20 protein-coding genes and 2 pseudogenes are annotated in these 17,053 nt (G+C 68.9%); 7 read left to right on the top strand and 15 right to left on the bottom strand.

The genetic code is table 11. The features are described from left to right. Positions 1–243 precede the first annotated feature (243 nt). Positions 244–1,314 (bottom strand): hypothetical protein, encoded by a 1,071-nt coding sequence (locus tag AB0D27_RS06505; RefSeq protein WP_362502869.1) that lies wholly within the window; start codon positions 1,312–1,314, stop codon positions 244–246. After that, positions 1,314–1,976, bottom strand: a complete 663-nt coding sequence (locus tag AB0D27_RS06500; protein WP_362502866.1) for an RNA polymerase sigma factor — start codon at positions 1,974–1,976, stop codon at positions 1,314–1,316. The genes AB0D27_RS06505 and AB0D27_RS06500 overlap by 1 nt, the downstream gene beginning before the upstream one ends. A gap of 427 nt (positions 1,977–2,403) precedes the next feature. Here AB0D27_RS06500 and AB0D27_RS06495 point away from each other — a divergent pair, with 427 nt between their 5' ends. After that, positions 2,404–2,670: a type II toxin-antitoxin system Phd/YefM family antitoxin gene (locus AB0D27_RS06495; RefSeq protein ID WP_168529859.1), complete on the top strand. Its 267-nt coding sequence runs from the start codon at positions 2,404–2,406 to the stop codon at positions 2,668–2,670. Beyond that, positions 2,663–2,926 carry a type II toxin-antitoxin system RelE/ParE family toxin gene (locus tag AB0D27_RS06490; protein ID WP_362502863.1) on the top strand — a complete coding sequence of 88 codons (264 nt, stop codon included), beginning with the start codon at positions 2,663–2,665 and terminating at the stop codon, positions 2,924–2,926. Before AB0D27_RS06495 ends, AB0D27_RS06490 begins: the two co-directional genes overlap by 8 nt. 233 nt (positions 2,927–3,159) lie before the next feature. Here AB0D27_RS06490 and AB0D27_RS06485 read toward each other — a convergent pair whose 3' ends face one another. The 5 genes from AB0D27_RS06485 to AB0D27_RS06465 form a co-directional block, all read right to left on the bottom strand. Then, entirely contained in the window at positions 3,160–3,948 is a 789-nt protein-coding gene (locus AB0D27_RS06485) for a hypothetical protein (protein ID WP_362502860.1), read from the bottom strand. A gap of 119 nt (positions 3,949–4,067) precedes the next feature. Beyond that, complete coding sequence (locus AB0D27_RS06480; RefSeq protein ID WP_362502857.1) at positions 4,068–4,697, bottom strand: RNA polymerase sigma factor; 630 nt, start codon at positions 4,695–4,697, stop codon at positions 4,068–4,070. Between the two features lie 148 nt (positions 4,698–4,845). Beyond that, entirely contained in the window at positions 4,846–5,256 is a 411-nt protein-coding gene (locus AB0D27_RS06475) for a hypothetical protein (protein ID WP_362502910.1), read from the bottom strand. A 113-nt stretch (positions 5,257–5,369) separates the two neighbouring features. Then, the gene (locus AB0D27_RS06470) at positions 5,370–5,666 is read right to left on the bottom strand and encodes a hypothetical protein (RefSeq protein ID WP_362502854.1); all 297 of its coding nucleotides are present in this window, start codon (positions 5,664–5,666) and stop codon (positions 5,370–5,372) included. Next, positions 5,638–6,219, bottom strand: a complete 582-nt coding sequence (locus AB0D27_RS06465) for a L,D-transpeptidase family protein (protein ID WP_362502851.1) — start codon at positions 6,217–6,219, stop codon at positions 5,638–5,640. Before AB0D27_RS06465 ends, AB0D27_RS06470 begins: the two co-directional genes overlap by 29 nt. A 73-nt stretch (positions 6,220–6,292) precedes the next feature. Between AB0D27_RS06465 and AB0D27_RS06460 the strand changes: the two genes are divergently transcribed. Next, positions 6,293–6,484 (top strand): hypothetical protein, encoded by a 192-nt coding sequence (locus tag AB0D27_RS06460; RefSeq protein WP_362502848.1) that lies wholly within the window; start codon positions 6,293–6,295, stop codon positions 6,482–6,484. A 554-nt stretch (positions 6,485–7,038) separates the two neighbouring features. Here the strand turns inward: AB0D27_RS06460 and AB0D27_RS06455 are convergent. Next, positions 7,039–8,130 carry a hypothetical protein gene (locus AB0D27_RS06455; protein WP_362502845.1) on the bottom strand — a complete coding sequence of 364 codons (1,092 nt, stop codon included), beginning with the start codon at positions 8,128–8,130 and terminating at the stop codon, positions 7,039–7,041. Positions 8,131–8,587: 457 nt separating this feature from the next. On the opposite strand from AB0D27_RS06455, the gene AB0D27_RS06450 reads away from it, so the two are divergent. The 3 genes from AB0D27_RS06450 to AB0D27_RS06440 all read left to right on the top strand — a co-directional run bounded on the left by AB0D27_RS06450 (position 8,588) and on the right by AB0D27_RS06440 (position 10,443). Then, positions 8,588–9,412, top strand: coding sequence for a helix-turn-helix transcriptional regulator (locus AB0D27_RS06450; protein WP_362502842.1), 825 nt, complete (start codon positions 8,588–8,590; stop codon positions 9,410–9,412). After that, entirely contained in the window at positions 9,399–9,701 is a 303-nt protein-coding gene (locus tag AB0D27_RS06445) for a DUF397 domain-containing protein (protein WP_362502839.1), read from the top strand. Before AB0D27_RS06450 ends, AB0D27_RS06445 begins: the two co-directional genes overlap by 14 nt. Positions 9,702–9,945: 244 nt before the next feature. Further along, positions 9,946–10,443 (top strand): DUF1877 family protein, encoded by a 498-nt coding sequence (locus AB0D27_RS06440; protein ID WP_362502836.1) that lies wholly within the window; start codon positions 9,946–9,948, stop codon positions 10,441–10,443. 18 nt (positions 10,444–10,461) lie between these two features. Here the strand turns inward: AB0D27_RS06440 and AB0D27_RS06435 are convergent. Continuing rightward, positions 10,462–10,596, bottom strand: a pseudogene (locus tag AB0D27_RS06435) (IS5/IS1182 family transposase); the annotation flags it as partial. Between the two features lie 203 nt (positions 10,597–10,799). Next, entirely contained in the window at positions 10,800–11,564 is a 765-nt protein-coding gene (locus AB0D27_RS06430) for a hypothetical protein (protein WP_362502833.1), read from the bottom strand. Between the two features lie 587 nt (positions 11,565–12,151). Here AB0D27_RS06430 and AB0D27_RS06425 point away from each other — a divergent pair. After that, a complete protein-coding gene (locus tag AB0D27_RS06425) occupies positions 12,152–13,645 on the top strand; it encodes an ATP-binding protein (RefSeq protein ID WP_362502830.1) in 1,494 nt (497 codons plus the stop codon). Between the two features lie 110 nt (positions 13,646–13,755). Here the strand turns inward: AB0D27_RS06425 and AB0D27_RS06420 are convergent, their stop codons facing one another. The 5 genes and pseudogenes from AB0D27_RS06420 to AB0D27_RS06400 form a co-directional block, all read right to left on the bottom strand. Then, positions 13,756–14,283, bottom strand: a complete 528-nt coding sequence (locus AB0D27_RS06420) for a hypothetical protein (protein ID WP_362502827.1) — start codon at positions 14,281–14,283, stop codon at positions 13,756–13,758. Between the two features lie 41 nt (positions 14,284–14,324). Further along, positions 14,325–14,855, bottom strand: coding sequence for a hypothetical protein (locus AB0D27_RS06415; protein ID WP_362502824.1), 531 nt, complete (start codon positions 14,853–14,855; stop codon positions 14,325–14,327). 50 nt (positions 14,856–14,905) lie between these two features. Continuing rightward, positions 14,906–15,373, bottom strand: a complete 468-nt coding sequence (locus AB0D27_RS06410) for a hypothetical protein (protein WP_362502821.1) — start codon at positions 15,371–15,373, stop codon at positions 14,906–14,908. A 647-nt stretch (positions 15,374–16,020) separates the two neighbouring features. Then, positions 16,021–16,617, bottom strand: a complete 597-nt coding sequence (locus AB0D27_RS06405) for a hypothetical protein (protein WP_362502818.1) — start codon at positions 16,615–16,617, stop codon at positions 16,021–16,023. A gap of 86 nt (positions 16,618–16,703) precedes the next feature. Further along, a pseudogene (locus tag AB0D27_RS06400) lies at positions 16,704–16,978 on the bottom strand (transposase); the annotation flags it as partial. Between the last annotated feature and the right edge of the window lie 75 nt (positions 16,979–17,053).

The following is a 17,053-nucleotide window of genomic DNA, read 5'->3' as shown; positions in this document are numbered from 1 at the left end:
TTTTCGGGCGCCCGCGGGGCGGGGGGGGGGGGGGGGGGGGGGGGGCGGGGGGGGGGTGGGCCCCCCCCCGCGCCGAGTGCACAGAGCCTTGGGTACGGGGGGAACCCGGGCTCCGTGCGACGGCCGATGACCAGTCGGCTCACCCATTACTGCGCCACGACGGCTGAAAACGTCACACCCGAGCCGAAGAAAGTTCTAAGAAATACGAAACCGCAGGTCAGCGCGGTAGGTGGAGGCCGGGCCTCAGGACAACGCGCTGTACGCCGGCTCCGGTGCCGGCGACGACAGCGTCTTCCTCGGCAGGAGCGGGCTCAGGACCGGGGCCAAGGGTGCCGGGGTGAGGATGCCGCCGCTGCCGCCCGGAAGTATGTGGTGGCCGTCGTCGTCACCGCCCTGATCTCCCTGGCCGCCCTTGTCCGAGCCCTTGTTGTCGCCGTCGCCCTTGCCGTCGCCGTTCTGGTCCCCGCCGGAGCTGTCGCCCAGCCGGTCCAGGAGGCCGGTGCAGTACGTCCTCACCCGGCCGCTGCCGCCCGCGACGCCCTCCAGGACCCGCCTGCGGCCCGCGTCCAGATCCTTGCCGTCGAGGACATCGCGGCAGGACGAGCGCGTACGGCTCCACCACTCGCGGGTCCGGCCGGAGTTGCCCGTGCTGTCCGAGCCCGGCTGCCCGCTCGCGGCACCGCCGGCCGCCTGCTCGTCGGAGGAGCCCTGGTCGGACGGGTCGCCCGTGGTGCCGTCGGGGATCGGCACCTGGGAGCCGCTGCCCGAAACGCCGGGCGACGGCGAGGCGAGCGGCCGGTCCGGGGTCCGCACCGCCGTGACCGAGGCGGCCGGGCCCGGCCTTTCGTTACTGAACGGAGTCGGCAGCACTCCGGTTCCGGCCGCGACGGCGACCCCGCCGATCATCCCGGCGGCCAGCGCCGCGGCGATCCCGAATCGTGTGGGGCGCGCCCAACGGGCCCGGCGACCGCCAGTGGCGGGACGCCCGAGACGTACCAGACCGGCGTCGGAGGCATGCGCGGCCGAGTGGGTGAGGCCACGGCGGCCGAGCGGTGCGGCCTCGCCGCCCATCTCCGTGCGCGCCTTGCGGAACGCGGCCAACGCGGCAGCCTCGCCAGGGAGTTCGGCGCTGCTCAGCGGGGGTGCGGCCAGCGCGCCGAGCGCCTCGGCGAGCCGCTCCGCCTGGGCGCGGGTGTCGGCGTCGACGGCTTCCAGCGGCTCTCCGCGCAGCAGACGCTCCGCGGCATCGCGGTCCAGCCACCGGCCGGGGGTCCGGGGGTCGCCTCCCGGGAAGACAGAGCGCTCGTCGGCCATCACATGTCCTTCTGCGTCCGCGAACGCATATGCGTCACACCCGCGGACGTCACCGCGCGTGTGCGCGATCCTCTTTGCGGGGGAACGGCGCCGAGCGCGTCGGCGGATTCCGGATCCTCGCCGAGCAGCTCCGCGAGCCGCTTCAGACCGCGATGCGCCGCCGTGCGGACGGCGCCGGGTCGTTTGCCGAGGGTCTCGGCGGCCGTCTTGGCGTCGAGGCCTACGACGACACGCAGCACGACGGCCTCCGCCTGATCCTGCGGAAGCTGTGCGATGAGCGAGAGGGTGCTGTCGGTGGCCAGCGCCTCGATGGCCTCGCCCGCGGTGTCCGACTCGGCGGCCTTGCCGTCCAGTTCGGTCTCGTCGCCGCCGATCGCGGGGCGGCGCCCGCGCATCCGTATGTGGTCGAGGGCGCGGTTGCGGGCGATCCGGGCCGCCCAGCCGCGGAACCGGTCGGCGTCCCCGCTGAACCGCTCCAGGTCCCGGGCGATCTGCAGCCAGGCCTCGGACGTGACGTCCTCCGCGTCCGGTTCACCGACCAGTGTCCGTACGTACCCGAGAAGCCGTGGGTGCACCGCGCGGTACACAGTCCGGAACGCGGTCTCGTCCCCGTCCTGTGCCGCAAGCACCGCGGCGGTCAGCTCCGCGTCGTCCCCCAGCACCCGCTGCGCGCCTCTCTCTGCGCCTGAACCGGCGCCGGGACTCCGGCGCGAATGGCACGTTACGGCGTGAAACCGCTCCCCGTCCATGTTCGTACAACACGCAACTACATCGTGACGGAGCGAGGTGTGACACAAAACGCAGTCGCGGCGCTGTAAAGAGTACGGGCCGCCGCGCGGTCCGTGCCGCGCGACGGCCGGGGCCTCTCCTGTGGGGGGTGGCGGCCCCGGTCGTTGCCTCGGTTTTAGCGCTCCGACCTGGGACGTTGCGCGGAATCGGTGACCAACGCGCGACGAACCGGCCAGACGCCTCAGGTGATCCTAGCCAGCCCGATGGGCTGAGGCGTCCCGGACACCGGCTTGCGGGCCCTTGGGGGCGAGCACCCAATCGCCGTTGTGTACACATGGAACATCCGGTACCTTTGAGCGCATGACGCAGATGCCCATAGAGTCCATCCGTGACGTCCGCGCGCACCTTGCCGAAGTCGTCGAGCGAGCCGATCGCGATGACCAGCCCACCGTGATCACGCGACGAGGAAAAGAAGTCGCCGCCGTCGTCTCGATCGATGTCCTGCGCAAGTACCAGCAGTGGGAAGAGCGCGAGATCAACCGCATCATCGACGAGCGGATGGCGAACCGCTCGGCCGGCGTCCCCATCGAGGACATCATGAAGGAAACCCTGGCGCGCAGTGAGTGAGTACCGCACCGTCTTCCGGCCCGAGGCGCAAGCCGAACTTCGGAAAGTCCCCCGCGACATGGCGCTGCGCATCCTGGCCAAGCTGACGGAACTGGAGAGCGACCCGCTCGGATTCAGCACCACGGCGCTCGTATCCCAACCCGATCGCCGTCGCCTCCGAGTCGGCGACTACCGCGTCATCTACACCCTCGACAACGGCGAACTGGTCGTATGGGTCGTTCACGTCGGACACCGCTCCACGGTCTACGAGACGTGAGGTCCCCTCCACAACTCGCCACGAACCGTCGCCAACCCCTCTCCTCCCAAGATGCTCCGACGCGGCAAAAGCGCAGAGATCCGATACTTCGGCGACCTCGACCCGACCGGGTTGTCCATACCGGCGGCGGCTGCCGAGGAGGCCGCCAAAGACGACGATCTCCCCGCAGTGCTCCCGGCGGTCGGGCTCTATGACGCGCTGCTGCACGGTCCCCGGATCTCCGGGTCTGTGTCCTACTTGTCCTTGGACTTCGCCGGCTTCGGTGTCGATGTCGCCGTCTCTGTGGCGCCGGCCGTGACGGCCTGGCTGGGCGTGCTGTCCGCCTTCTTCGTGTTCGTCGGCTCGGTGGCCTCGCCCAACTGCTCGGCGCAGTAGGCCGCGACGTTCTCCTCGCCGCCCGCGGCGGTGATGAGCCGCTGCCAGGCCGTCGAGTTCAGCGCGTTGCCCCGGCCCTTGACGGATTCGTACGCACGGCAGTGGGCCTCGGTGTCCTGCGCCTGCGACGGATGACCGGAAGGGTCGGCCTGCGCGGAGGCGCCGGGGGCGGAGGAGCCCGGAGCGGCGGAGGGGGAAAACTCGGGCCCCGTGGCGTCGGGAGCGGACCGGTCCGGCGTGCTGCTCGACGTCTGGGTACCACGCCTGCCCCGGTCGTCGTGGTCGTCGTCCGACGACGTACCGATGGCCGCGACGGCGACCCCGCCCAGCGTCACGCTGGCCAGCAGCACGGCGAACGTGGCCTTCAGTGAGCGGCTCACGCGCCGCTGCTCGCGCGGCCGCCAGTCGTCTTGCCGCCGGGTACGCGCGGCGTGCGCGCCGCCGTCCCGCGCGGCACGGAAGGCGGCGACGGCCTGCGCCTCCGCGTCGGGGTCGTCCGCACGGCCGCGTACGGCGGCGGCGAGGAGCACTTCCAGCGCGGTCACATCGAGGACGGTCGCCTCCGGCACGGTCTCGGGGCTCACAGGACCCGCCGGGCGCGCGACGCGACGGTCGCAGGCCCCGCCGTCGCTGTGTCGTTCACCCATGTCCGGTTCCATTCCTGCCCGACGACTTCCCGCTGCTCGACTTCTTGCTTCTCGCGACGTCGCGCCGTTCGACTTCTCGCTTCTCGACGACGTCCTGCCGCTCGACGACTTCTTGCCGTTCATCTCGACTCCCCCAGCGTTCGGGGACCCTCATCCGTCACACCATCCGTCACACCTTCGGCGCCGAGCTGCCGCGCGAGCCGCTTCAGGCCCCGGTGAGCCGCGGTGCGCACCGCGCCCGGGCGCTTGCCCAGCACCCGTGCCGCCGCCGGTCCGTCGAGGCCGACCACGACGCGCAGCAGCACCGCCTCGGCCTGGTCCCGCGGCAGCCGCTTGACCAGCTCGAGGGCGTGCTCCGTGGAGAGGGTCTCCAGGGCCTCCTCGTGAGTGCTGTGCGTGCCCGGCAGCTCCAGGACGTCCTGCTCGATCGTGGTCCCCCGGGGCCGTACCTTCTGTCGCCGCAGATGGTCCAGCGCCCGGTGCCGGGCGATGGTCGCGGTCCAGCCGCGAAACCCTGCGCCGTCTCCCCGGAACCGGCCCAGATCCCGCGCGATCTCCAGCCAGGCGTCGGACGCCACGTCCTCCGCCTCGTCGCCGACGATCCCGCGCAGATATCCGAGCAGTGCGGGCTGCACGATGCGGTACGCGACCGCGAAGGCGGCCTCGTCCCCCTCCTGCGCCCGCACGACGGCCACGCCCAGCTCCCCGTCGTACGCCCGCACGCGGCGGGGTTCCCCTCCGTGGCCCAACACTGCCCTCGTTCGTACCGAGTTCATCCGAATATGCGCTGCCCGACACAGCCGGTCGTGTCGGCACCCCCATGGTCATCAGCGTCGGGCCCCACAGAAATGTCACAGTCCCTCAGGCGCCTCGTCCGGCACGGACACCTCTTCCGGCTCAGGCGGACCGCCGGTCGCAGGTGACCGGGGACCGGTGCGCCCGGCCGTGCAGTTGCAGATACAGCATGCGTACGGACTCCCGCTCGCCCGCCTCGAAACGTTTCACGACCTTGCCGAGGGGATTCCACACGCGGCCGTCGGGCATCCGTACGCCGACGGGCTGGCCGAACAGCTCCCGCTGCTCGGCATCGAATTCGACCCACTGTGCCCCGGCACGCCGCACGAGCACCTCGCCGGTGTAGGCGCCGAGCCCGAACAGCGCGGGCCGCACGTCGGCGCGCTCGGAGTGCCCCTTCCGCAGCCCGTCGACGATGAAGTCGACGACCCGCAGACTGTTCACGGAGTAGTCCAGCGGCAGCCGGTTCCGCGCCGTCACCTGCCGCACGAACCCCGCCGCGCACCCGCGCATCCGCAGCTCGACCGGTATCCGCTCGTCCACGGCTCCCGCCCCCCTCGTCCCATACGTCCGGGGCGCCGTCACGTCCCGGTCCACAAGGCCCAGCGGGACGAGGGCGGCGAACATCACGTGTTGCCCCAGTGACAAAGGTCATGGAGTGGGGTTTCTGATTTCGTACAACCATTCGCCACGCTCATGCGTCGGGTGCGGGTCAGGCGGCGTTCCCAGCGGGCGATGCGGGCGGCTCGGAGCAGGAAGATCCCGGCGGTCGGGGTGGACTCGAACAAGGGCATCATCGGACCGACCCCCGGTTCGTCGAACACGTAGCGCGCGCTCATCGCCATCACGTCGAGAAACACGGCCACCAGCGCGCCGCTGGATTCTCTTCGGCCGTCAGCCGATGGCGATACGCGGATGCGCACCGGGCTTGATCCAGGCCATGATCCGGTCCATCGTCGCGCGCTGCACAGAGACACAACCGGCCGTCGCGCCCCGCCCGTTGACGTGCAGGAAGATCCCGGCGCCACGACCGGGCGTGGCCGGCCAGCGGTTGAAGTTGATGACGAGCGCCTTGGCGTACTGGGTCGGGTAGTTGATGAGGTGCTCGCTGCCCCGGTCGCCGCTCTCGGTGAGCGGGAAGTCGGCGCCCTGCGCTGTGTGCATCGAGTTGTAGTACTTCGACTCCGGGTCCTCCACCCACCAGTGGCTCGAGTTGACCCGCGTGTACGGCATGCTCGTCCCGCCCGCCTCGACCCCGAACCCCTCGGTGAGCGTGTAGGTCCCGGAGGGCGTGGTGTACGTGCCCTGCTTCCTCGTGGCCCCGTCGACGACGCCGTTGGAGCCGACCCGCCCGGCACCGTCGGAGAGGACCGCCTTCCAACCGGAGGAGCCCTTGGCCCAGGCGGTCACGGTCGCGTACGAACCGTTCGACTTGACGGTGATGAGCTGCGTGGCGTCACCGGGGGACGCGGGCACGGGGAAGTTCGGGGCGGCGGCGACTGCCGCGCTGGTCGGGCCCGTGCCCGTACCCGTAGCGCCGCTACCTGTCGTGGCACGGGGGGCACCAGCCGACGAGGCGGATGTACTGCTGGAAGGCTTCGGGGACTTGGAGCCAGAGGCGGAGGCCGAGGCGGACGGGGACGCGGACGCACTGGCCGAGCGGCTCGGCGTGGCGGACGAGGCGGCCTCGTCCGCCTTCACGGTCTCGGAGCCGGACGCAGCCTCCCCGCGATCGTCCTGACCGCCGCCTGGGTGACCGCAACCGGACACCATGACCATCACGCCGACCGTTGCCGCGGCCACGGCAACAGCGGAGAACTTGCGCATACGGGATGAGGGCAGCACGAAATGACCCTTCGGGCGAGGGGGAAATGGGCATGGCCGACGAGTACTCGGCGGAATGGGGCCGGTTATATAGCAGGCTCGCGACGGGATGCGAGCAGGAGAACATTTCGAATGAAAAGCCATCCATCCGGAGGAATCCCCCGCCCCGCCCGCCGATCCTCGGACATGTCCATCGGCCTGCGCCCGCACCCCGCCCCCGGTGGCCTGCTTCCCCGGGCCGAGTCGAACGAGGGCGACATGTCCTGTGGACCACGACCGGTACGACTCCCGACAAGTGGCCGGTCACCGTCGCCTCCCGCAACAGCGGCTGGTGGCACTACGCGGGCGGCGCCGTCCCATTCCTCACCGAACTGGTCGACGGCACGTTGGAGCCACGGGGAGTGCCGCCGGTGCGCCCGGACGTGACGCAGGGCTGAGTCTCACCTCGCCCGGAACCGCCCCTGGCGGCCCTCACCCGCGGAGCGCGGCCCGGACGGCTGCCGCGCCTCGTACGGCCGCCGCCACGGACGACGAGGAGTTCCCCGGATCCGCCGCCCCGGCGCAACGGCAGGCGCGACACAGCCGCTCGTCCGCCACGGGGAGGAAGAGGAGCGCCTGTAGGTGGCGTCCCTCGCACTCCCGCATCTGCGCGACCCTGGGCGTCGGTGGCGGAGCGGCGACGGAGGGGGCGGCCATGGGCGGGATCTCGCGCAGCGCGTAGCGCACCAGCCCGCCCGGCCGGTGGATGGACTGGTCCCGCCCGGGCAGGCTGCGGCGGACCTGCTCCCGTACGTCCGACACGGCGTGCCCACACGCCAGCCACTCCGCGGCCAGCGCGGCGAGTTCCGGCAGTATGGCGCGGGGCACGCGCAGCCGGGCGTCCAAATCGCCCAGGGCCCCGACGAGTTGGCGGGCGGCAGCCTGCTGCTCGGCGGTGGCCTTGGCCGTGAGCGCCGGATGGTGGGAGGTGTTCTCCGGAACGGGGGGTTCTGGATGACCGCCGACGGCCCGACCGGTCGGCGTGCCGGCAGCCGGAAAGCCGCCCGCCGGAGCCGGGTCTCGCACGACCGCGGGTCCCGGGGCCCGCACTCCCGACGGTGCCTGGACCCGTGCTCCCGCCGGTTCCGGGGCACTTACTCCCGCAGGTGCAGGGGCACGTCCCGCAGCGGGTGCCGGGGCACATCCCGCCGCCGATGCCGGGGCCCGTACCGCCGCCGATGCCGGGGCCCGTACCGATGCCGGGGCCCGTACCGCCGCCGCTTCCTCTCCCGTGAGCGGCACATTCGAGACGAGCTGCACGGTCGACCACAGCCCCCGCACTCCCTGCTCGCGCCACTCGTGCAGGTACCCCTCGGCCTTCAGCTCCCCCTTGGCGCGCAGGAAGGCGCACTTCCCGATCCCGGCGCGCGCCGCAGTTCGCGACAACGCCTCGTCGGCGCCTTCCGGCAGCGACAACTGCCAGGTCAGCAGCCGTACGGCGTCGGAGGACAGGCGGGGATGGCGGATGATGTCGTTCGGTACCTGCGTGAAGAAACGGGCAGGCGCGATAGCATGACGGAGCATTTTCCGGTGGCTCTCTTCCACTGGTGATGAAGGCCCTCGACGCTGGCTGCGAACCGGCGACGAGGGCCGCCTCATTTCCCGTACGACGTCCAGACTTCCTGTACGACACGGGCATATGCGGCGAGCTGTCGCGCTCACCGTACATCAACTTCCGTACACGCACGGTCACTTCACGTGAGCGCACCTCGGGCACTCGCACGGCGGGAAACGGCCGGCCGACTCGATCGGCGGGACCTCACGCCCGGGCTGGTACGTCGTCCGTGGTCCCCAGGTCCGGCCGCTGTCCCGCGAGACCCTCAGTGTGATGTACGCGCCGCCCTCGTCGCCTTCAACCTCGTCCATACCCGGTCCCGCCTCTCACTTTGCGTGCTGTTCCGATCACACAGTGGGGCGGTGGGAGTTACGCTCGGTAGGGGTTTGCTTGTGACAACGGCGTCTGCACCCAGGGGAGTTGGCGATGGCCATCGAGGACAACCCGCAGTCACGCGAGAAGTACGGCAAGGAGCTCAAGCGGCGACGCGAGAAGGCCGGGCTCACCCAGGAGGACCTGAGCGTGCGCGCCATCATGTCGCGCTCGCACATCGCCCACATCGAGGCGGGGCGACGCAGACCGGATGTGGAGGACGCGCGGCGGCTGGATCAGGTGCTGGGTACAGGCGGGTTCTTTGTGGAGTTCCTGCCGACGTTGGGCGAGGGCAGGGTCGCCCAGCACTTCGCGGAGGCGTTGCGGTTGGAGCGGCAGGCGAGGGTGATCAGGGTGTACGGCCCGAAGCTGGTGCCGGGCGTTCTGCAGACGGAGGCGTACGCACGCGAGGTGCTCGGCTCCGGTTTCCCGCCCAGAACCGCAGAGGAGCGAGACAAGCTCCTCGTCACCCGGCTCGAACGCGCGCGCATCCTCGACGACTTCCACTCACCGGTGGTGTGGTCGCTGCTCGACGAGGCCGTACTAAGGCGCCCGGTGGGTGGCCCAGCGGTGATGTGCGAACAGCTTCGGCACATTGTGGAGTTGGGCGAGAGTCACCGCATCCGCGTTCATGTGCTCCCCTTCTCGGTCGGCCTGCACGCGCTGGTGGAGGGTGTCGTCTCGCTGATGTGGTTCGAGGACCTACCGCCCGTGGCGTATGTGGAAGGCCTGATGACCGGCAAAGTGCTGGAAGTCCCGTCCGTAGTACGCGATTGTCAGACGGCATACGATCACGCTCTGGGGGACGCGCTCTCGCACAGCGCATCCCTGGCCCTGATCAGCTCCGTCGCGAAGGAATACGAGCATGCGCAGCAGTGAGCAGCACGTGAGCATCCCCGACGCCTCGGTCGTGCCGATGTGGCGCAAGTCCAGCTACAGCGGGGGCGAAAGCGGCCAGTGCCTGGAGGTCAGCGACGCTTACGTGACGGCGGCCTGGCGCAAGTCCACGTACAGCGGCGGCGACAGCGGCGAGTGCCTCGAAGTGAACGACTCCTGCCCCGTCTGCGTCCCCGTCCGCGACAGCAAGAACCCGCACGGCCCGGCGCTCGTCTTCACGGCCGTAGCGTGGACGTCATTCGTCACGGAGATCAAGACGATCGCCCTCTGAGGGCGCGGGCTGGGTGTCGAGAAGGTAGTCGACGGTCAGTGGACTGGCCATGGTTTCGGTCAGCCACTGGGCCAGGTTGATGCCTTGGGGCCAACACTCGCCCTGGTGGTTGCACCACATGGGCCCGACGGGATCTCGGAAGTCGACCAAGGACCAGATGATGCAGCACCAGTCGTAGATCGGCCGAGTAAGTTCTGTCCGTTCGGCCCGACAGGCGGGCCGCCGAACTCGAGGACTCGTAGCTGTGAGCATCCACATGCACATGCGCGCCGTCGCGGAATCCGAGATCCGGGACGACCACACCTGGCTTGCGGCGTTCATGTGGGAGGCTTGGGAGAACCAACCCGCCGAGTACGCAGCGGGCATCGCCGTCTCGATCGACAAGGTCTGGGATGCCGTCAATGACCTCTACGCCGCTGCCGATGGCCTCGATGCGGATGCCGGCAAGCTCTGGACGTTGCCGATTTACGGCGGGCGCCCCGTGGCACACAGCGCCGATGCCGACCCCTCCAACCCGCCCCTGGGTATTCTGGAAACGCTTGAAGTGTCACAGGCCGCAGGCTTCCTCGCGAGTGTCTCTTTCGACGAGCTGTGGAACGTCGCCAGTGCCAAGCTCGTCTGGTCCGGCTGGGACGAGGCGCAGGTCAGGCAGGAGTTCCTCGACTATCACAGGCGCCTCCAAGGGTTCTACGGGCGGGCGGCTACAGCAGGCCACGCCGTGGTCAGGGCGGTGTGGGCATGAGACGTGGTCGCGTGCCGGTCACAGCCATTCGTTGATGGCGGCGATCAGCAATGTCGCTTCGTAGCGGACAGCAAGTTTGTCGTATCGCGTGGCGACGGCCCGGTGCCGCTTCAGCCGGTTGATGCCGCACTCGACGGCGTGCCGGGCCTTGTAGTCTTCCGGGTCGAACTTCGGGGGACGGCCGCCGCGGGAGCCGAGCTTCTTCCCGTCCGCAGGTGCCAGACATGCGTGCCCTGCCGGGTGTCCTGCCTCATCACACTGCAGATCGCCCGCCCCACGCCAGGCCAGGCGGTGGACGGCAGCGAGGAGTTCTTCCTGTTCATCCATGTCAGGCATGGAAGCGGACGCGCCCACCGTCACCTCACGCCCGCCGGAAGGCGGATGTCCCCGTCGAACACCCCTCGGTTCTCCTCCCGGACATCCTGGCTGTAGGTGATGGTCCGCCCCTGGTAAGGGATCAGGAAGCCGCACTCGAAGCGGTGTGAGGTGATCCGGAAGGTCTTGGCATCGAGGACCAGTACCTCGTCGACATGGTCCAGGAGGATCTGACTCTCGCCGGCCGTGACCCCGGACTTCCGGAGTTGCGCGAGGGTCGGTTCCAGTTCCCGTACCGCCTTCTCGACAACGGGACGGTCCTTGACGTCGGCCAACGGCCTTGCGGCCACATGCGCTTGAAGCCGCACCTCGCCATCAGCTTTGACGAGCTGAACGCCCCCTGCGCCCTTGGCATATCCGCCGAACGCCTCAAGGGCGTCCACAGGGTCCTCCACCTTGTTGGCGATGTCCGGATCGGAGACGGGCCCCTTCTTCCACCCGGCGCCCACCCCTCCCTCCTTCACATAGCCAACTCCCCGAACCACAAAGACCTCTTCGGGCTTGCCGGCCCCCTTGCTGACGATGGTCCCCGTCGAGTGAAGGGCTTCAGGATCCTGGGTCCGCCGCACCGTGGACGTATAGGAAGCGGCACTCCCCTGCCCCTGCAGCACGAGCCCTTCCTTCCCCTTCACGGCGAAGGTCCACCCACCCCCGGCGTCCATCGCCTCCCGGGCGCGCGCGAGGAATTCCTCGGGCGTCTTGGGCGCGGCGGGCAGCGGCTCCTTCTTCGCATAGGGAGTCGCCATGACCGCGGAATCCCCCGAATCGCTCGACGCTTTGGCCGACCCTCCAGTCCCAGTTCCCGAACAGCCGACCAGCGCAACACAAAGCGGAACGCCGACCCATGCCACACGTCCGAAGCAGGCTCTCATTGCAGGCTCCCTTTGCCGTATGAAGAGGCCCGGTTATACAGGAGCCCGCAAGGCGGTCGCGAGCGTACGCACATTCAAGACAAACGTGACCACAAGCCGACTCGACGCCACACCGGCCGCCCCGAGGCGGACTGGTCGCCTTGTCGAAACTCGTACGCGCAACCCGCTCTGAGGACGACCGACCTCTCGGAAGCACTGCGGGCGGCTGGGCGGCTGGGCGGCTGCTCAAACTTGCCGACATCGGTGAGCTCGACGCCGCCACCAAGAAGGTCGATGCCCCGCCACCAAGAAGGTCGATGCCACCACGAGGTCTCCGAGGTCGGCCGACGCGTTGACACTGATGTCGCACGCGTTCCAGGCGTTGCATCCGTGGTGGGCGTGTCCGATGGGCGTCTCCCTCGTTCTTAGAAGCATACTTCCTAGAAGTGTGATTCTAAGAACCTGGAAGACAGGCGAGTTCCATGGCGCGTCCCCGACACCGCAACCTGCCCAAACCCTCGGACATGTTCGCCCGCGACTGGGAGTGGAGCGAGCTGACGGCCTTCGCGACCGCGGAGGGTGCCGGACCGCGACTCGCCGTTGTGTCGGGGCGACGGCGCCAGGGCAAGACCTTCCTTCTCCAGTCGCTCGCAGAGGCCACCGGCGGCTTCTATTTCGCGGCGGCCGAGGCCTCCGAGGCGGAATCACTGCGCCTGCTCGGCGCGGCCGTCGCCGATCACACCGGGGCCCCGGCCCCATACGGCCTCAAGCACTGGGACGACGCACTGGAGCTGCTGTTCAACCTGGCCGCCGAACGGCCGACGACTATCGTCCTCGATGAATTCCCCTACCTCGCCCGGTCGTCTCCTGCCCTTCCGTCACTGCTGCAGCGGGCCATCGGCGTCCGCCGTGATGCCGCCCACCACAGCCGGCATCCACGCATCCTGCTCTGCGGTAGCGCCATGTCCTTCATGGGCGGACTCCTCTCCGGTACTTCCCCGCTCTACGGCAGGGCATCGCTCAACTTGGTGGTGCACTCGCTCGACTCCCGCCAGGCCGCAGAGTTCTGGGGCATCGACGATCCGCGGCTTGCCGCTCTCGTTCACGCGGTCGTGGGCGGAACCCCGGCCTACCGGCGCGAATTCGTCGGCGACGACACGCCCGCCGGTTTCGATGACTTCGACGACTGGATCCGCCGCACCGTGCTCAACCCGATGCGCCCGATCCACAGCGAGGCCGACTTCCTCCTCGCCTCCGAACCGGACCTGCGCGACCGCTCCCTCTACCACTCGGTCCTGGCCGCCGTCACCGATGGCAACAACACCAGCGGAGGCATCGCAAGCGCGGTAGGCCGCAAGGCCACAGACATCTCCCACCCACTCACCGTTCTACGGAAATGCGGACTGCTCACCGTCGAACCCGACGCATTCCGGCGGAATCGCACCGCCTACCGCATCGCCGAACCGCTGATCGCCTTCCACCACGCGGTCGTACGTCCCCAGGCCGCCTTTCTCGCTCGCCCCGGCGGTGCGGCCAAAGTCTGGGAACGCGGACGGCACACGTTCCTCAGCAAAGTGGTCGGCCCGCACTTCGAGCGGCTGTGCCGGGAGTGGGTCTCCTGGCATGCGGATCCGGAGACCTTCGGAGGGCTACCGATCGACGTCACCACCGGAACCGTCCCCGACCCCGCCGCCCGCACCTCCCACGAAGTCGACGTCGTCGTGCGCGGCGCGGTCGGCCAGGACCAGGGCATCCTGTTGTCGATCGGCGAGGCCAAGTGGCAGAAGGTCATGGACGTACGCGACCTCGACCGCCTCCGCCACATCCTCGGCCTCCTGGCCGCCCGCGGCATCGACACCAGCCACACCCGCCCCGCCTGCTACAGCGGCGTCGGCTTCACCCCGGCCCTGCACGCCGCGGCCACTCGCGGCGAAGTCGTCCTCGTCGACCTGCAGCGCCTCTACACCGGGGCATAGGCCGGGGCTCGGCCCTTCAGTCCCCAACAGGAACGCGGAGGATCTCCTGCGAGACGGCCTGAAGGACGCGCGAAACCCATTCCGTCACCGACCGGCGATGCCCCGACATCTCAGAACGCGACCTCCGGAGCCGGCGCGAAAAACGGCTCTGGCATCAGAGCGGCGATGGAGAAGGGCTCGAACTCCGGGTCCGCCACAACCCGGTAAATGAACTCGGGTGTGGACATGTCCAACCGATGCCACGCCCGGTACCCCCGTCCCCGCGTCACGATGGACCATTCGTCCGCCGGCTTCCCGTCGGCCAGCCAGTGATACTCGCCCTCGGTCTGGCTGAAGCCCCACGGGATGAGCCCCTCCCGACCGGGACGGTAGATCCGATACGGCGCGTGCAGCGGGTCGTCCCCCTCGGCCGGATCCTCAGCGCTGAAACTCCGCCAGGTGGTGGCGAGATCGAAGGCTCCCCCAGGAGCGACGGAAAGGATCTGGAGGAAGTCGGAGAAGAGCCCCGTGCCGAAGACTGCGGCAAGGCGCTTGTAATCCTCGGGCAGCGACAGACCGAGACACCCCTCGGTCTCAGCCCAGGACATGGCTGCCTGACGCGGCTCCCAATGGGTGACCTCCACCAGTCGATCGATCACTTCAGTACACCTCATAAGCTTCAGCGCGAAGTTGGAAAGGCTCACTCCGGCCGCTGGTGCGGCCCGGCCGGGCTGGGCCGACGGCGGCCGGCCCTCATATCGGCAAGCCCGCAGACCGCGACCGCCGTGACAAGGAATGCACCCATCGCCTGAAGCAAAGTAGCCTCGTAATAGAGGCCAGTGGCCCAGTGGGCGGCGGCGCACGCCGCCGCCAGCCCCGCCACCACCGCGCAGCCGAGCTGCCCCAGCAGCGCGAGGAGACGTCGGCCGTCGCGCTCCCCCAGCATCGAGTCCGACACATCCCGCAGCGCGAAACCGATCGCGGTCGCCGCAACCAAGAGGCCTGCCCCGGCGGCCAGTTCCGGTGTCGTGCCGAAGGTGACCGCGTACCGGACCGCGAGCGCCGACACGAAGAAGAGGGTCAGCCAGCGGCGCAGGGCGTGACCCACGAACGTCACTGTGGGACCCGGGAGGCAGCGGGCCGGGAGCCGGGCGGCGAGCAGGCGGAGCGCGGCCAGACGCCACTGTGTCATCGACGGGAGCACCGCCTCCAGCGCTTCGACCCTCAGCATGTCGTCTGCCGATCCGTGCTGTTCTGGACCCCCGGTGTCCGCCGGTACGTCTACGACGCCCTCAGCTCTTCCACCATGCCGACCAGCTTGCCATGGGCCGGGTTTTCCTGGAAGGCCGGATAGCGACGCACAATGAGTTCCAGGACCTCGCTGGAGAACCTGTAGGCGACGGCGAAGAATTCCGCGACCGTGCAGTGCCCGGTCGCGGGGTCCCATGACCTCGTCACGGTGACCGTTTCGCCATCGGGGGTGAAATGGATCAGCAGATCGTTCTCCGTGAAGCTGATGCGCCCAGGGTTCCCCTGCCGAATGTCACGGGCCGCCAGAATGAGACAGAAGACGAAGTCGAGGGCCGGGGACCCGGGGATCGACTGGTTTCCGAATTCGTCCGTGGTGATGGAAAGCTTCGTTTCGAAGTACTCGTAACGCAGGTCCATCTCACTGGCCCGCACCAACTTGGCGAGCTGCTTCTCGGTGGGCTCCCGGATGGAGTCCGGAACAAACGTGATGTCGAACATGATGCTCCAAGACGTGAATCCGACGATGCCGAGGGCCTGCGCGTCCGGTCGCCCGCACCGCGCAGGCACGGGGCGGGCGACCGGCATGTCAGGCGAACGGATTCCTAGGGAATCGGGTGAGCAGTTCTCAGGCTGCCATCTGGGTTCAGAATGACCCTGATCCCGTACGCCCTGTTGGTTCCCGGGCCTTGGGCCTGTTTGGCGCTGAGGATTCCAACGCCGTCGATCCCCAATATCCCATCGCTTCTCCCATATCTCGGCCCGAGCACGGCCCCGCGCCCGGCATCCCACCCTTCGCCGCAGCGACATCGACGATCTCGCTGGCGCTGCCGCTGCCGCTGCCACTCATCACGCACATTCCCTCCGCACTCATCAGGAGGCTCGCTCCACGCCCTTCCGTGCACCATTCAGACAGAAGGAGTAAATGCACAGGCGACGTGCGACCTTTCCGTCTTTCGCAGGTCTCCGGGGCGATAGGGCTCCAGCCGGGCGTGCTGACCGGCCACGGCACTGTGCTACTTCGCGTCGGACGGCAGGGCCACGCTCCCGGTGAACACGCCACGGTTGTCCGCCCGTACCTCCTGGCTCACCGTGATGTCTCCGCCCTGGAACGGGATGAGGAACGTGAATGCATAAGACGTCGTTTCTTATGGCTGCGGTGATGACTGGGCGGCTTCAGGAAAGCCCAGTTCATCCAGCAGCGCGTCGAACAGCTCCTCCACGAAGGTCTCCCGTGCGCGCAGCAGTTCCTCGATCCGAGACTGCTGCACCGCCGCCTGGACACCAGCCGCTGAAGCCCACACGAGAGCGCCTTCGGCGTCGGCTGGCACTTCCGCATCGAGCTCTGCGCGCTTACGTCTGATGGTCTCTTCGAACTCCGGGGTGGTCACCCACAGGCTCACGTCGTCCACGTCCTCGGGCTCCTCTACGAGTAGGGCCGCAGCGTTGTCCAGGTTGAGCCATGCCTGCCAGCGGTGCCCGCTGGTGTCCAGGCCGGTCACGAGGGCGACGCTGCTGTCGGAGACGTCGGCGACGCAAGCTGGTGCTCCCGTCCCTTCGACCAAGGCGAACAGGTACTCGTCCTCCCAGATGCCTTGTTCCAATTGCAGGGTCTGCCAGCCGCCCGGTCGCGGCCGCCACTCATGCACGTCGTCCCTCAGCCCTGGATCGGTGCTGCCGAACAGGGGTGCTTCCAGCAGTGGGCGTTCGCTACGCGCAAAGACCAGATGACCGGAAAAGCCCATGGAACCTCCTCGTCGAATACCAGCGCACCCTACGAGCTGACACTGACACCAACGGTGTGGCCGATTCTTGCTCCCGACCAACTGGCTCATCGGATCAGTCGGCGGTAGCCGATGAGGGCTGCGGCTATGCCGACGAAGGCGAGGAAGTGTTCAGCTTTGCGTTCGTAGCGGCGGTGCAGGCGTCGGCAGCCCGCCAGCCAGGACACGGTTCTTTCGACCACCCACCGATGTCGGCCCAGCCGCTGCGAGGACTCGATGCCCTTGCGGGCGATGCGGTGGCGGATGCCCCGCTGACAGAGCCATCGGCGCAGGTGGTCGAGTCGTAGCCCTTATCCGCGTGCAGTTTCGCCGGTCGCCGACGCCGGCCGTCGAGCACGCCGCCACCCTCGGCATCGACCTCGACTCGTCGTCGACGGCGATCCGAGATCCTGCTCAA

The sequence above is a fragment of the Streptomyces sp. NPDC048415 genome, from assembly GCF_040651675.1.
Lineage (GTDB): Bacteria > Actinomycetota > Actinomycetes > Streptomycetales > Streptomycetaceae > Streptomyces.
The sequence above is the reverse complement of the archived record's forward strand: the minus strand, read 5'-3'. Positions and strand labels throughout refer to the sequence as shown.

Excerpts from the sequence above, each read along its gene's own strand:
- AB0D27_RS06505 (WP_362502869.1), bottom strand. The coding sequence starts at position 1,314 with ATGGCCGACGAGCGCTCTGTCTTCCCGGGAGGCGACCCCCGGACCCCC.
- AB0D27_RS06495 (WP_168529859.1), top strand. The coding sequence starts at position 2,404 with ATGACGCAGATGCCCATAGAGTCCATCCGTGACGTCCGCGCGCACCTT.
- AB0D27_RS06485 (WP_362502860.1), bottom strand. The coding sequence starts at position 3,948 with ATGGGTGAACGACACAGCGACGGCGGGGCCTGCGACCGTCGCGTCGCG.
- AB0D27_RS06475 (WP_362502910.1), bottom strand. The coding sequence starts at position 5,256 with ATGCGCGGGTGCGCGGCGGGGTTCGTGCGGCAGGTGACGGCGCGGAAC.
- AB0D27_RS06455 (WP_362502845.1), bottom strand. The coding sequence starts at position 8,130 with ATGCTCCGTCATGCTATCGCGCCTGCCCGTTTCTTCACGCAGGTACCG.
- AB0D27_RS06450 (WP_362502842.1), top strand. The coding sequence starts at position 8,588 with ATGGCCATCGAGGACAACCCGCAGTCACGCGAGAAGTACGGCAAGGAG.
- AB0D27_RS06445 (WP_362502839.1), top strand. The coding sequence starts at position 9,399 with ATGCGCAGCAGTGAGCAGCACGTGAGCATCCCCGACGCCTCGGTCGTG.
- AB0D27_RS06430 (WP_362502833.1), bottom strand. The coding sequence starts at position 11,564 with ATGGCGACTCCCTATGCGAAGAAGGAGCCGCTGCCCGCCGCGCCCAAG.
- AB0D27_RS06425 (WP_362502830.1), top strand. The coding sequence starts at position 12,152 with ATGGCGCGTCCCCGACACCGCAACCTGCCCAAACCCTCGGACATGTTC.
- AB0D27_RS06415 (WP_362502824.1), bottom strand. The coding sequence starts at position 14,855 with ATGCTGAGGGTCGAAGCGCTGGAGGCGGTGCTCCCGTCGATGACACAG.
- AB0D27_RS06410 (WP_362502821.1), bottom strand. The coding sequence starts at position 15,373 with ATGTTCGACATCACGTTTGTTCCGGACTCCATCCGGGAGCCCACCGAG.
- AB0D27_RS06405 (WP_362502818.1), bottom strand. The coding sequence starts at position 16,617 with ATGGGCTTTTCCGGTCATCTGGTCTTTGCGCGTAGCGAACGCCCACTG.